The sequence below is a fragment of the Neorhizobium sp. T25_13 genome (assembly GCF_002968675.1).
Taxonomy (GTDB): domain Bacteria; phylum Pseudomonadota; class Alphaproteobacteria; order Rhizobiales; family Rhizobiaceae; genus Neorhizobium; species Neorhizobium tomejilense.
Map to the genome: position 1 here is coordinate 493677 of NZ_PVBI01000001.1, position 14220 is coordinate 507896.

At 61.7% G+C, this 14220-nt stretch carries 10 protein-coding genes; all 10 read right to left on the bottom strand.

Annotated elements, in window-relative coordinates; genetic code table 11:
* Positions 1-645: 645 nt before the first annotated feature.
* The gene (locus C5J22_RS02400; RefSeq protein ID WP_105436990.1) at positions 646-2340 is read right to left on the bottom strand and encodes a PP2C family protein-serine/threonine phosphatase; all 1695 of its coding nucleotides are present in this window, start codon (positions 2338-2340) and stop codon (positions 646-648) included.
* Complete coding sequence (locus C5J22_RS02405; RefSeq protein ID WP_172746488.1) at positions 2340-4415, bottom strand: hypothetical protein; 2076 nt, start codon at positions 4413-4415, stop codon at positions 2340-2342. Before C5J22_RS02405 ends, C5J22_RS02400 begins: the two co-directional genes overlap by 1 nt.
* Before the next feature lie 36 nt (positions 4416-4451).
* Complete coding sequence (locus tag C5J22_RS02410) at positions 4452-5486, bottom strand: ABC transporter substrate-binding protein (protein WP_105436992.1); 1035 nt, start codon at positions 5484-5486, stop codon at positions 4452-4454.
* A 22-nt stretch (positions 5487-5508) separates the two neighbouring features.
* Positions 5509-7632, bottom strand: coding sequence for an MFS transporter (locus C5J22_RS02415; RefSeq protein ID WP_172746489.1), 2124 nt, complete (start codon positions 7630-7632; stop codon positions 5509-5511).
* Positions 7622-8410 (bottom strand): hypothetical protein, encoded by a 789-nt coding sequence (locus tag C5J22_RS02420; protein ID WP_172746490.1) that lies wholly within the window; start codon positions 8408-8410, stop codon positions 7622-7624. Before C5J22_RS02420 ends, C5J22_RS02415 begins: the two co-directional genes overlap by 11 nt.
* A 140-nt stretch (positions 8411-8550) precedes the next feature.
* Entirely contained in the window at positions 8551-8919 is a 369-nt protein-coding gene (locus tag C5J22_RS02425; protein WP_105436995.1) for a hypothetical protein, read from the bottom strand.
* A 1-nt stretch (position 8920) separates the two neighbouring features.
* Positions 8921-10885: a lipopolysaccharide assembly protein LapB gene (locus C5J22_RS02430; RefSeq protein ID WP_105436996.1), complete on the bottom strand. Its 1965-nt coding sequence runs from the start codon at positions 10883-10885 to the stop codon at positions 8921-8923.
* A 16-nt stretch (positions 10886-10901) separates the two neighbouring features.
* On the bottom strand, positions 10902-11549 hold the full coding sequence (locus C5J22_RS02435; protein WP_105436997.1) for a DUF3540 domain-containing protein: 648 nt from the start codon (positions 11547-11549) through the stop codon (positions 10902-10904).
* Positions 11550-11605: 56 nt separating this feature from the next.
* Positions 11606-12616, bottom strand: a complete 1011-nt coding sequence (locus C5J22_RS02440) for a hypothetical protein (RefSeq protein WP_105436998.1) — start codon at positions 12614-12616, stop codon at positions 11606-11608.
* Between the two features lie 33 nt (positions 12617-12649).
* Entirely contained in the window at positions 12650-14176 is a 1527-nt protein-coding gene (locus C5J22_RS02445; RefSeq protein WP_105436999.1) for a type VI secretion system Vgr family protein, read from the bottom strand.
* Positions 14177-14220 lie beyond the last annotated feature (44 nt).

A 14220-nucleotide genomic window follows, 5' to 3' on the forward strand; every position in this document is an offset into this window, starting at 1 on the left:
GCCATCTTGATGTTTGGGACTTGTGTTGCGGAAACCATCTTGGCCAGCGTTCATGTGCGAACGCAACAACAGGCCGGACATATGGACGCAAGCGATCAGATCAAAATTATCTCAAAACATCTTGCGAGCTGGGGGCCGTCCACATATGGGATCAGAACCAACGCCCCTGTTGTCACAAAAGCGCTCAGTCTGCTTTTCGGCAGGCCCACCACAAGCCGCCGCTCCCAACCGCACGGGGCCGCCGCATAGAGAAGGCGGCAGCGCCCGATACTGTCTTTCGTTGATAAAGGCGGCGTGTCTGTGAGAGCAGTTCTTGTTCTGCCCCTTTGAAGCAGTGTCAGTCGCTCAATCCCAGATCCATGCACCAACGCCCGTTTCCTCCACTTCGCAACAATTTTCTGGTTGAGCCCGTAGCGCTTCCAAGACACCCTCGGGCTCTCTTACTATTTTTGTATTGCTCGACGGATTGCCTTTGTCGTCGTGGCACTCCCGTGTGAGATTTGGTCCACTGTGCTTTCCTCCATTCCAAGAAAACAATGCACCATTAAAACCCGAGATCAAACATCTGGTCGCTGCTTGAACGGAATTGCCCTCCGCTGAAAACTCGCGGTGCCGAGTGCGTTGGCCCCGGCTGCGGGACCTATTTCAGAAAGCACAGATACACAGCGTGATGTCGTCATATTGCGGCCTTCCGGCTGCAAAGGAGATCACCGCGCGACGGTATTCGTCGATCAGCGCGCCGGGTCCGAGCTCAGTTTTTTTGGCAATCATGCGCAACAGGCGCTCGTCGCCGAACTGCTCGTCGCCGGCGTTGAAGGCTTCCGGAATTCCGTCTGTGTAGCAAACCAGCAGGCTGCCGCGGACAAGCGCAATATCGACCGTTTCATAAGTGATATCACCGATCATGCCGAGCACGAGGTCGCCGGTTGCCGGCAGATAGGACACCTCGCCCTCGATAGTCTTCATGATCGGCGGCACATGGCCGGCATTGGCATAACTCAGCCGGCCGGTGCCGCGATCGACGACGCCGTAGAAAAGCGTCACGAAAAGGTTCTTGTCATTGGTTTCGGCGAGCACCCGGTTGGCTTCGGTCAGCACGTCGCCCGGCGGTTGGCCGGTCATCGCCAGCGAACGCACGATGGTGCGCGACATCGCCATGAACAGCGCCGCCGGCGTGCCCTTGCCGCAGACGTCCGCGATCAGGAACCCGGCGCGGTTTTCGTCGATCACGAAATAGTCGAAATAATCTCCGGCCACTTCCTGGGACGGCACCATCTGGCCATAGAAGGAGACGCCGTCGAGCACCAGCGGCCCGCGCGGCAGCAGCGCCTGCTGCAATTCCGAGGCGACCGAAAGTTCGGCCTGAAGCTGCCTGAGCGCCTCCTGGTCGAGATGGGCCGCACGCAGCGCCTCGACCGCTTCCGAAAGCCGCTGGATCTCGATCGTGCCCTTGTCGGTATCGAGTGGCGGCGCTTGCTCGCCACGGGTGAGTTTATCGATCACCTCGATCGCCGCATCGAGCGGCCTAAACGCACCACGTACCATCCACATCAACCCGCCAAGCACATGGCCGACAAATACGACCACAAGGCCGCCAACAAGCCATTGCAGCCAACGGGTCCGATAAAGCTCCTCGGTACGGTCGTTGGACACGCCGAGAAACCCGAGCGCCCGGCCGTCGCCAAAACCATCGTTCAGGGGGATCGTGATCGTCTGCGAGGCGAATAGCCACCCCTCCTCCATCTGCGCCGCCTCGGCTTGAGGAACCAGCCGGGCATTGAGATCCACGGCCTGGTTGAAGCGGGCGACGATGCGCGAGACTGGAGCAGCCACCAGGGCGTAACCGACGATGCCGAACCGGAAGCGCAAGGGCACGAGCTTGGTGCGGTAGATCATCTCGGATCCGCCGAGGTTCAGGCGGGCAAAACCGTCCGCATCCGTGGCACGCACCATGCGGGTCAGCGAAGCGGCGAAATCGGGCGGCAATCGAAGCGTCGGATTGTGGTAGAAGCGTTTCAGCGCCTGATCGAGGATGATGACGATCTGGCGCTCGGTGCCGCTTTCGGCATCCGCCATCCGCGTCTCCACCATGTTGGGCATATCACGCGACAATGCGTTGAGGATCTCGACATCGCGGCGGATCCGGTTGGCAATCGCCTCCTGCGCCGCAGTTTCATCAGCGACGTAGCTCTGCCACATTGCCTCGATCAGCAGTCGAGTGTCTCGCCGCGCCGACTGATCGGTCACACGCACGCTCAGCACCACCTGGGCGACAAAGATCAGGCTCAGGAGCAGGGTCGCCACGCCGACGAAAAGCGCAATGCGTGTGCGGAGATTCATCAGCCGGCGCTCCGGCTGAACATGCGGCGCGGCCTGACACTGAGACCGGCAATGGTCGCGAATGCCAGCGGCGCCAGCATCACCAGATAAACGAGCGTCGCCGGCAGCGCCGCCTGCCGCAGGACCACGATTTCCGCTGCAATCGCTCCTGCAACGGCAAGGGCCAGCAACTCTGAGGCAAAAATGCGGGCGCCCCGCAAGCGGCTGGCGCCCATGGTGAAGGGCAGTTGCGATGTCCAGCGTCCAACCGCACCCATCAGAAACGCAGCAATCGCGGTATTGGCAAAGACCGGGCCGTCGCCGGCATAGGTCTCGGCGGTGATCAGCACGATGGCGAGCACCGCCAACTCATAAAGGACCCAGCGAGCCTTGCGCCATGTGCCGACCAGACTGGCGAACAGCCCGCCGGCCGCATAAAGGACGGCGGTTGCTAGGAAATAGAGCGCCGCGCCGGCATTGCCGAACAGAGAGAGCGGCATCTGTCGCGCGGCAAGGGCCAGCAACACAAAACCCGCGACCTGCATGATGAAAAGGCAGATCCAGATCCAGTTTCCCCAGATCCAGTTGCCGATAAGCGCACGCGCCGCGAACCCGGGTGCCGCCTGGGGCTGCCGCGAACCTGCAACCCATGCCCGGGCCGCCGCCAGAACCAGAATGAGGATCATGAACAGGGCAACACCCCCCTTGGCAACCAGTGGTTCGGCGGCAAGGCCGATTGCGCCGGCGCCGGCGAGACAGACCGACGCCAACAGGGCGGCGGCAAGTTGAACAGGTTTTGCCGTATCCTCATTCCATTGAAAGCCCAGGCCACAGGCGAGCGCCGCAGCCGCCATCAGGGCAAGGCCATCGACCCAGAACCCTAGAAAACCGGCGAGAACCACGATGGCGGCGACAAGCGGCCCCAATCTCCCTAGCCGCCCCTGCAGCCCAAGTCCGATCGCGAAGGCCACGGCAATACCCGTAAACTGCAGGAAGGGCGGAGCGGCGGATAGTGCAGAAGGAGCGCCCCAGCAGATAAACAAGAGCAGGAAGAAGAGACCGAGCGGCAGCGTTACCCGCGCCGCCTCGCCCGGCGATCGTGCGTCCCCCGACCAGAGAGCCCGCAGCAGCGCACCGCCGCTGACGAGAAAAACCAGCGCCACCATGGCGAGCGCCGCAACCTCTGTCAGGATAGGCTGAATGTTGACCGAAGCCCTCAACCGCACGCCGCCCTCCAGGCCCTGCTCGACCGCCAAATGGGCGAACCCGGACAGCTTTAGTCCCGAAAGCCAGGCCGCCAATGTCGATCCGACCGGGTCTGCCCCGACCGCATAAGCGACGCCGCTGGCATCGCTGACTTCAAGTGCCCCGATAGCGGGTTTGGAGGCGACCTGCTGCTTCAGATAGTCGAGCATGCCGACCAGTTTCTCGAACGGGATGCCGAGCGCTAGAGCGCGATTGAGGTGGCCGGCTGTATCCGCCACGGCAAGGGCAGCTGCTTGCCTCGATATATCTAGAGCTTGCCACCCGAAGCTCAACAACAACGCGAGAAGGCCCAGCACGAAAACAGACGCCGGCATGCCGATGGCGCGCCACGGCGATGAAAACACGAGCAGGATTGCCAGAAGCACAACGGGGACCAGAAGAACGCCTACAATCGCCTGGTTGCGGAGGGCAAGCGCGTTGTCGAAACCCGCCATCGAGCGGCTGACGCGCAAACGTGCGATGCTCTCACCATGGCTGTCCGAAACCGGGCGTTCTGCGATCATGACGCTGGCAAGACGGTAACGGGAGCTTTCGACGACAGGATTGTCGCCCGGATCGACCGCCTGCAGCCTTTTGAGGCGAAGCGATAGCGCATCCGGCCCTTGCGCCAGCGCCGACGGCGGTTGGAGTAATTCCTCGACACCACCCGGCCCATTGACCGGCAGACCAAAATCCAAAGAGGCTTCGGCATTGGCGCGGTCGGAATCGGCGATCGCATCGAGGCTCTGCCCGATGCGCGCCTCGATCGCCCGCGTGCCGATATCATTGAGCACCAGCAGTGACATTGCGGCCAGAGCACCCGCCAGCAACAAGAATGCAAGACGCGACAAGGCAAGGTCTATGCGTCCTGCTTCACTGCCCATGGATCAGTTTTTGCCCGGCTGATTGACAATTTCGGCATAGCTCAGCAGCGTCATCGGCGGGTAAAGCTTCAGCGCGGCGGCGGTCTTCATGTTGATGATGTAGGAGTGCCGGTCGAGCGCCGCGATCGGCAGGTCGTCGGCCTTGACGTGATCCATCAGGATCCGCTTGGCCTGGTAACCGGCAAGACGGCCGACCATGCTGTATTTGGAGGCGATGGCGAGAAGCGCCGAACTGTCCGTGACAGAGGTCTCGTAGCTTGACGCGACAGGAATGCCGAGCTGCACCGCGGTCTCGGTGTAGATATCGGCGTTGACGCTGATGAACGACGAACTGCCGATGTAGAGGAACTCGACGCCGCGGTCGGCGGCCTCCTGCACCAGGCCCGGAATGTCTTCGCGCAGCGGCACACCGTTATGCAGCGGCATCGGCAGCATGACAAGATCGAGGCCAAGCTCGTCGGCGGCCCGCTTGACGACATCGGCATTGACCTTCGAATTCAGCTCGTTCTCATTGTAGATGATGCCGAAACGCTTGAACGGCCGGTATTCGAGCATCGCCTTGAGCTGGATGCTCTCCGACACGCGGTTGCGGGTGCCGGTGACGTAAGCGCGACCAGAGATTTCCTGGCCTCTGGTGATCTTGGCTTCGACCGGATCTGCGACGATCATGAAGATGCTCGGAATATCGCCGATGAACCTGGACGGATCCGGCGCATCATAAGGTCCGATCATCTGGGCCGCGACGTTGGTTCCCCAGGCGATCACCAGGTCGGGGCGGGTCGTCTTCACTTCCTTGACGAACTGGCCCAGCGTGTTCTTGTCGGTCTTCGCGTCGCGGATGAGAACATCCGCCGGCATGCCGCTTTCCTTGATATAGTCGACAAAGCCCTGGCAGGCGTCTTCGCAGCCGCGCCACGCCGCCATGTAGATGGTGAAGCGCTTATCCTTCGGAGCGGTTTGCGCCAAGACAGCACTTGCAGAAGATAGCAAGAGAGCCAGCATCGCACCGATGCCGATAAGCCGCCTGATCAGTGTCATGATGTTCCCCAACCTTCCCGCGTCAGCTCGATAGAGCGGGCTTCGCCCCGCTCGCGCCTTCGCGGGCGATGATCAAATAGAAAAATGCCGAGGTCACAACGGTGCCGATGCCGAACACCAGGATTGCCTTCTGGAAACCGAACTGCAGGACAAGGAAGGCCGCAAGCATCGGCCCCAGCACGCTGCCGATCCGCTCCGTGGTGCGTAGCACGCCGAGCACGGTGGTGCGGCCGATACGATTGGCCTCCTCCTCCGCGATCTCCAGAGCATAGGCGATCTGCGGGCTCTTGGTCACCGAATGCCCAAGGCCCATGACCAGAACCATCAGCACGACCGACCAGATATTCTGCCATCCGGAAAAGATCACCAGTCCGGCTGCCGACATAATGCCGCCGAGTGCCAGCATGAAGCCGGTGCGGCCGAGCCAATCGACAACGCGTCCGCTGGCCGCCCCGAACAGGATGATTGTCAGCGAATAGAGCAGCATGACGCGGCCGATTTCCGCCTCGTTGGAGCCTAGCGTGGCGAGGTAGAGCGGCACCATGTAGAAGAGGAAGCCGGTCAGCAGGATCTTCGACGGAATGGCCGCAAGCAGGATCATCGCGACATAGCGCGTGTTCTGCCCCAGCGCCCGCAGGCCGCGCAGCAGGCTCATCTTCGGGGCCGATTTGTCGGTGGCGAGTTCCGATACCAGCATCGAGCGCGCCAGAATACCGGCGGCGAGCGCAAGGCCCACGGAAATCCAGAAGACCGCACGGTAACCGACGCGATCGGCAAGGACGCCGCCGATCGCCGTGCCGCACATCGTCGCGCTCATCAATACGCCGACGAACATCGCCATGGCCCGGCCACGGTTTTCGCTCGTGGCGATCGCCGCGATATAACCCTGGCAGGCGATAGTGATGACGGCGTAACCGAACGCCGTGACGCCGCGGCCGAGCACGAGGAACAGCGCGTCCGGCGCCATGGCGCAGATGATATAGCCGAGCACGGCCGGGAAAAGACCGATCAGGAACATCAGGCGGGCACCGTATTGGTCGGCCCAGCGCGAAGCGAAGGGCGTCACCACCGCGATCGTTCCCATGTAGACCGAGATCGGCAGGCCCACGACGACTTCCTCGGACAGGAACGAATTCGGTCCGGCCAGGCTTTGGGCATAAAGCGGAAGCCAGGATTTCTGCAATTCATCCGCGAAAGAGAACAGGAAGAGCGGCACGCGCACATCGACGAAACTGCCGATGAACAGCCGCTTCGGTCCTTCGGCACTCAGGCTGAAGCGCGAAGAGGCGTTTTCGAGCTGGCTGCGCAGGGTCGGAGTGGCGCTCGAGATGGACGAGACAAGAGTGCTGAAACGCCGATGCAGACTGATGACTACGTCTGACACCCGCCGGGTGATCTGGCCGATCTCGTCGTCGTTCTTCGGCACGATATAGGTGTCGAACTGACCGCGCGCGCCATTGACCACCAGGAACATCAGCCGCCTTATCGGGCTGACGATGTGGAACAGGATGAAGGCGGTCATCAGCTCGAATGCGACAAGCAGCGAGACGATGAGGATCACAACCATGTCGAACAGGATGTCGCGGAACTGGCCGTTGATGAAGTCCTTCGCCACTTCAACCCGGAGCGTCGCATAGATCACGCCGTTCTTCATGATCGGCTGTTCCAGCACCGGCGCCTTGGCCGAAAAGATTTCGAGAACATTTTGAGACGAGGTGAACAGGATGCCACTCAGGCCGTCGCCGCGTCCGTTTGCCTCCTGCGCGGCAGCGGCCGCGGCCGTTTCGATCCCGGAGCGGGCCAGAACGTGGCCGTCCGGCGCCAGAAGTGTCAGCGCTTGAATCTGGGCATTCTGGGCGATGGTCAGCTGAAACAGCTGATCGACACCGCGCAGGTCCTTGACGGGAATGCCAAGTTCGGCAGCGAACTCGACCGAATTGCTGAGAGAGTGGGCGATCTGGGTGCCGGCCGCGCGGATATCGTGTTCCAGGTCACGCTGGAAAGCCTGGATCGTCAGCACAAAGACGATGCAGCTGGCGATGACCACCAGAAGGCCGATCGAGATGCCGATATGGCGTGTAATCCTTTGCGCAGAGGTATCGACCAGCTGCTCGCTGCTGGCCATGCTCTCATTATCATCTGCCATCGCGACGCCCCTCCGCCGTTGCCATTGCCTCGATCTCATTCAGCGCGGTAAGGGCTTGACCGCGTTGCAGCTCGAGATCGCCGAATATCCGCCCGAACCAGTGCAGCGTCGGCGCAAGCGGCCCCTGCACTTTGCTGAGATGACCGGCATTCTGCTCCTCGACCACGGAGCGCATGGCACGGATCGAGCGGCCGAGCGGGCGAAGGCTGAAATACACGACGAAGGCCGCGAGGATCGCGGTCGGTATCAGGGTCAGAAGCGAGAAGCTGACGAGGTCGCGCAACATCGCCGCATTGCGGCTCTCGATGACGGCATCGGACTGCACCGCGATGATCGCACCCTCCGGCTCACCGAAGGAATTGACTACCTTGCTGCCCGCTACCAGATAGCCGTTTTCCCGCAAATGCCAGTCGGACTGTTTTGCAGCGATCCGATCGACCAGCGCGTCGACCGAGACCGGCAATGCCGCGGTTTCCCCCGGCCGGCGAATGAGATCGCCACGCGGATCGACAACGGCGATACGCATGTCGCTCGGCAAAAGGCCGGCCGCCACGTCGATCGGGCCGCCATCCTGTTGCGTCAAGGCTCTCAGCGACACACCGAGGGCATCCGCCTTCTCGACCGAGGCCCGTGCGTCCTCTGTCACGGTCGTCAATCGCTTGGCAAGCGTCTCCGTCAGAATGTTCTCGTACTTGACGATGCTCATGAGCCCAAGCAGAGACAGAGCAGCGACGATGACGAACATGCTGTAGATATAGACGCGCAATCCTATGCGCATATTCAGCCACCCTCTGAAGAACCCCACCGCAAGCGATATCACCGCCGGTTGACGTTTCCATGACTATGTAAGTTGATGACCACGTCGAAGAAGAAGAAAGCGAGCCGCGATCGGTCGGAGACAGTGAAGAATACTATTTTTTACCTATTGAAAGCTCGACCCGCCGGCGTAACCGCGTTGACCGTGATGTCGAGCGACAGGAAAGCAAGCGTCTCGCGATCGAGAACAATCTGCCCCCCGACCTCGTAACCCGAATCGCGGTTTGCTGCCTGGCCGCTGATGCCGAAATAAAGCGCCGCACGCTTGGCAAAAGCCGCAGCACGCTCGGGCGTCACGGTCAGGTCGATCGCGAGATTGCTGCCGTCGCTCATGACGGCCGTCGCGCGTCCGAGCGGGCGGGCCGAGGCCGTGCCATCGAGAAACACCTGCGCCGCACGGTTTCGCAGATAATCCAAAAGCGCTGCACGCAGCGCATCCGGTTCGCGGCTGAAGGGTCGCCAGGACGCCATCTCAGAGCACTCCTTCCATGGAGGTTGACAATGCCCTATCGGCTTGCACACCGGGCATTGGTCGATCGCCATCGGCCGGAAGATCCGCCAAAAAGGCAGCCAACCCTCCCTCCAGATCGCTGTATCGTTCTGCCCAATGGCCGATGGTGCCGCTCTTCACGACGCTGACCGAGGGGTACCAGACGGAGCGCCCGTCGCGCTCGCACCAATACCAGGGAGTGTTTGGCTGCACCAAAACCGCGCTGCGCCTTTGCATGGCGCCTGCGACATGGAGCGCCAGGCCGTCCGGCCCAACCAAAGCGTCGACCTCGGCCAGAAGGGCAGCCAAATCCCCCAGATCGGTGAAATGAGAGCCGGCGTCGACAATGAATGGCGCCTCGGCCAGCTGATGGCGGCTGTCATCCCAGACCACGCTGATCAGGCTGCCCGTAAAGTCGGAAAACAGCGGCAGGAGATCATTGAGCAGCATTCCGGGACGCGCGGCATTCCAAGATAGCGCCACCCAGGGCCGCGGCAGGTCGGCGAGGCTTCCCCGCCAGATCGCTCGCCGGTCCTCAGGAGCGACGAGATAGGGGCCAGACATCTCGACGTCGCCACGTATCTGCGCCGGCAGCGCCAGGATGGCCGGCAGGGGAAACCCATCCAGGCCAGGGACCGGGCGACTGCTTTCGACTGGCCGGAAACTCGTCCCGGGCAACAGGGCGGCGAGCTCTGCAAAGGCAGCCGGCCCAAGGATGGATAGTGACCGACCGGGATCGGCGGTGGTGCGAAACCGCAGAAGCGGCAAGGCCTCCAGCATGGACATATGCTCGCCGATCAACACCGGCATCGCCGCGAGCCGGGCGCGCTCCGCGATCGAGACGTCATCGACCGGCATTTTGTCTTGCAGGTCAGGGTCTTGCACTCCGGGGGTTATCGCGCCGGATCCTGCGCCGCGAATGCCGAGCTCCTGCATCAGCGACGATGCCTCGTCGATCATCCCGAGCGACAGGCGGCTTTCGCGCATGACCGCCAGAATGGCCTGCCTGTGCGGCAGCTCGAATGCGGAGTGCCGCGCCTTCAGCGGCTCCAGCAGACGGAGCGCCTGCGCATGTTCGCCGGCCTGACGATAGGCGTCGCTGACGGCGATCAGCGCCTCGACCTTGTCCTTGTGGCGGCGGGCGGCTTCGGCCAGTTCGCCGAGCGCTTCGGCAACCTCGCCCTGCTGGATGCGTATCCGCGCATGGACGCGCCAAGCAGCCAGTTGTTCGGGGCGCAGGCCGATCGTTCGCCTGGCGATCCGCAATGCCTCGGTCGTTTGACCGAGCGCAGCATGGGCATCGGCCATGAAGATCATCGGCAATATGTTGGCGGGATCGACAAGACTGGCCTGCTCGAATTGTTCGAGCGCCATCGCATGATCTCCGACGGCGGAAAGCTGAGAACCGAGCAGGATCAGGTGCGCACTGGAGTTAGGATCGATCCTGACCGCTTTCGAGGACAGTTCCAGCGCGTCGTCCATCAGTCCGGCGGCCATGTAAGTCCGCGACAGGGCACAGAGCAATGTCACATCTTCGGGATGGCTCCGCAACGCATCGACGAGAATGCGTTCGCTACCCGGCATGTCGCCTGAAGTCTTGGCTTTCTCGGCCCGCATGCATGCCGTCGCGGGATGCAGAGGATCGACGGCCGCTGCCCGATCGAGCGCAAAAACCTCGCCAGCGTCATCGCCCGCTACGCGCGCGGTGATGGCAAGCAGCGTCAGCACTTCGAGGTCGGTTGGCGCCAGGGTGACCGCCCGCGCCGCAATCCTTGCCGCATCCTCGATCCGCCCCAGTTCGAGCAGGACCTCGCCCAGGCCCTTCAGGGCCTCGCCATTGGCAGGGCTGATATCGAGAATCTCCTGATAGATCGTCAGGGCATTCTCGCCTCGCCCTTCGGCGCGGTGTTTCGTTGCGGCCGCCAATCGACGTTCGAGGAGGATCATCGCATTCGTCCTGTCTTTATCCGACGCTGACGCGTTCGCCGTCGAGCCGCATGTCACGCCGCGCAGTGATCAGCGTGATCTCGCTTTTCTGACTCGAAACGCTTTCGACATTCTGCACCAGGCTGCCGGCCTCGAGCATTTCGACATCCTTGACGACGGTCATGCGGCTTTCGGCCCTTGTCGTGATGGTGCGCGCGCCGACGACCTTGTCGACGACGGTCTCGGCGATGCGGCGGAAATTGGTGGTCAGGCTCTCGCCCATCTGCACGAGACCGCGTGCGACCAGTTCCAGCCGGCCGGCATGGAGGGATACAAGAGGTGCCGTGATGTCGAGTTTGGCCGAGGCCCTGATGGTAATGTGGTCGGCATCCGGCACGGATATCTCGGCAGCGTGTTCGGCGCGGCGAACGAGCACAGCCAGGATGAAGGCTTCGCAGCCATCGGCATGGGTCAGCACCAGATCGCCGATGACCGGCGCCAGCAGGCAGCTCGCCGCCTGGCGGGCGATCAGGCTCTCGCCGGCCTCCGTTTCGACGCTCGCTTCCGTCGCGGTCAGAAAGGCCCGCACCCTCGCACGCTGCAGCGCCGCGCCGCCTGCCGCCGCCTCGCCGCGGCGCCCTGCCTGAACGGTCGGGTTCGCCTGAATGTCAATCAACTCTTCCATACCCTCTCCCCGCTTTCGCGCGCCCGACAACTGCCTGATTACCCTCGCACGCCGCCTTACGGGGCATTGATCACGCCCTTGATCCAGACCTGGGTGGCGCCGGTTCCGACACCGACGCCGTTATTGTTCGATTCCACTCCCTTGGTCTGGGATTCGACGGCCACATCGTCTTTCTTGACGGCATTCGTATTCGTATCAACCACGGCCGCTTTGACCCAGATGTTACGGGCCTTGGTGTTCCAGTTGGAGAAGGAAAATTCACCTTCCTTGTATTCCAGCTTGAACTTGTTGAAGTCCATCTTTAGGAACCCGACCTCGAATTTCATGGCATACAGTAGTATCAGTGCCGCCAGGGCAATCGTAATTTCGATCGAGACCTTGAAAGTGTAAGTCGCGCCCATGAAGAAGCTCAAGGAATCGCCGAGCGTGACCGATTCGGCGTGGCCGAGCTTGTAGGCATAGGTATCGGCCTGGGTGTAAGTGTATTTGTCCGTATCGATATACTCATAACTACTTCCGGCGACCGTGCGCGTTTCTTTCTGCGCTTCGGTCGTGACATCTCCTGCACCCGCGTCGGCACTGATGAGGATTGCCTGCGCATTGTTGCTCTTGATGGTGATCGTCGAGTCCGATGTCACCGAAATGGCTTCCTTGGCAAATACCGTCAGCGTGCTTTCGGTATCGATATGCATGGCTGCCACAGCATGCAGGTAAAACCTCTCGCCCGCCCGCATCAGCATGCGGCCGTCGCAGGAAAGCATGATCCCGCCCTTGTAGCCCGCCGTGGAATCGCCGGCGGCATGTTCGACCTTATTGGCGCCGGCATCGGTGATATGCTGGCGCGGATAGAAGGAAGCCGTGCTGTCGGTCGAACCTTGCGTGTTCGGATCGGCCAGTGAATTGGATTCGATCCCCGAATATCCGCCGAGGCGCAGATATGCCCCCGGCTGGCGAGAATCGTCCGCCACCGAACGGGTTGGACCGGCTGAATACGGCACGAACAGGTGGGCCGAGCTATCCTGGACCGAGGTTTTCATCTTGCCGGCTTTTGTCGGGCTAATAGCCATGGTCGTTCCTTTCCATCATCGCCAGGCCGGTGCTCATGCGCCACCATCGTAAAATTCGAAGACAATCCCGGTAGACGTTCGCGTCCGCTGAGCCACATTGGCATTGCTGTCGACCACCGGATTGGTCTTTTCGGCGTTCGACAGTGCGCCCAGGATGATCGGACGGTCAGGATCGCCGTTGACGAAGGCGAGCAGGATTTCCGTGCCGACCAGCAGGGTCGAGTGGGAGCCGTATTGATCGCCGCCGCCATAGGGTTCGGCCTTGCGCACGAGATGGCTGGCCTTGCCGCCGGAGAGGCCGCTCTCCTCGTCGACGATGCGCACATGGTAGCGCCCATATTCGTCGATCTGCGCCTTGGTGGAATTCTCATCGCCGTCGATGAATGCGATCAGCACGCCATCGACGACCGGCTTGCGCGTCGACAGCTTCGGCCGATAGGGCACTTCGAAGGGAATGCAGGTGAAGCGGTTGGAATAGGGTTCCGCTTGTCTGTCCGACGCGGTGAAGCCGAGCGGCGTCGGCTCGGTGACCCGATGTTCGACCTCGGTGACGACATAGAGCGTCTCGAAGGCGCTGTCGGGATGGTCGGTGAGCTTGAAGAAGAAGCCGGGGCGCAGCAACGGAATATTGCTCTCGCCGTGAAAGACGAGCTGTTCGGCTGCCAGTTGCTCGGCACGCACGCGGGCAAGCGCCTGACCCTCGCCTGTGGTGCGGTAATTTTCGCCGTAGAGCACGCTCACGCCCTGGCCGGAAAATGCAGCCTTCGACGATACGCCAAGATCGACACTCGGCGTGACCTCGTAATATTCGCGCAGTTCCACCCGATCGGTCGAGGCGCTGTAGCTCGAATTGAAGGCGCGGATGGCAAAGCCGCCCTCGCCCATCGACATGGACCGGTGGCGATAAGGCAGTTCGCTCGAAAGGGTCTGGCCGGACACCTGGCGAAAATGCACGTTGCGATCGCAAAACAGCACGTCCTCGCGGCTGCCATCATGGTCGAAGGCGTAGAAGATGCCGAATTTTTCGCATAGTCGCGAGACGAAATCGAAGTCGTTTTCCCGGTATTGCATCACGAAGTCGAGCTTCGGGTAGTCGCCGCCGGCGAGCATCCGGTAGCCAATCCGGCGGTCGGCGCGATTGCCTCCGGTGCGCGAGCCGGCCTTGACGGCATCCTTCAGTTCGTTCTCGATGATTTCGATGACGGTGACATCGCGATCGGTGCCATAGACCTGGTTCTGCGCACTGAACCGCATCAGCGCCAGGGACGGTCCGATCGCGAAACGGTAACAGAATTGCCGGTTCTGGGTGGGATCGAGGCTTTCGGCCTTCAGCACCACGCCCTTCACTTCGGCCGTCTCGTCGAGGCAGCGGATCTTCAAGGAAGCCGCCTGGCCGATCATGTCGCGGATATTGAGAACCTTGGCCGAGATGACATCGACTTCGAACTCGTAGGGAGCACTCAATGCCTCGCGGCCTCGTACCCGGTCGGCAAAGACGTCGCGTTCGCCAAGCGTCGGCAGCGTTATCGAAATTTCCTGTGCGGTATCGGTCGCGTTCATCGTCTTGGAACCTTTGCCTTCATTGGGTAACCGGCGTTCAAAAG

Bases quoted from the DNA above. Each gene is read 5' to 3' on its own strand.
- C5J22_RS02425 (WP_105436995.1), bottom strand. From the start codon at position 8,919: ATGGCGTCCTGGCGACCCTTCAGCCGCGAACCGGATGCGCTGCGTGCA.
- C5J22_RS02445 (WP_105436999.1), bottom strand. From the start codon at position 14,176: ATGAACGCGACCGATACCGCACAGGAAATTTCGATAACGCTGCCGACG.
- C5J22_RS02415 (WP_172746489.1), bottom strand. From the start codon at position 7,632: ATGGCAGATGATAATGAGAGCATGGCCAGCAGCGAGCAGCTGGTCGAT.
- C5J22_RS02435 (WP_105436997.1), bottom strand. From the start codon at position 11,549: ATGGAAGAGTTGATTGACATTCAGGCGAACCCGACCGTTCAGGCAGGG.
- C5J22_RS02430 (WP_105436996.1), bottom strand. From the start codon at position 10,885: ATGATCCTCCTCGAACGTCGATTGGCGGCCGCAACGAAACACCGCGCC.
- C5J22_RS02400 (WP_105436990.1), bottom strand. From the start codon at position 2,340: ATGAATCTCCGCACACGCATTGCGCTTTTCGTCGGCGTGGCGACCCTG.
- C5J22_RS02410 (WP_105436992.1), bottom strand. From the start codon at position 5,486: ATGACACTGATCAGGCGGCTTATCGGCATCGGTGCGATGCTGGCTCTC.
- C5J22_RS02420 (WP_172746490.1), bottom strand. From the start codon at position 8,410: ATGCGCATAGGATTGCGCGTCTATATCTACAGCATGTTCGTCATCGTC.
- C5J22_RS02440 (WP_105436998.1), bottom strand. From the start codon at position 12,616: ATGGCTATTAGCCCGACAAAAGCCGGCAAGATGAAAACCTCGGTCCAG.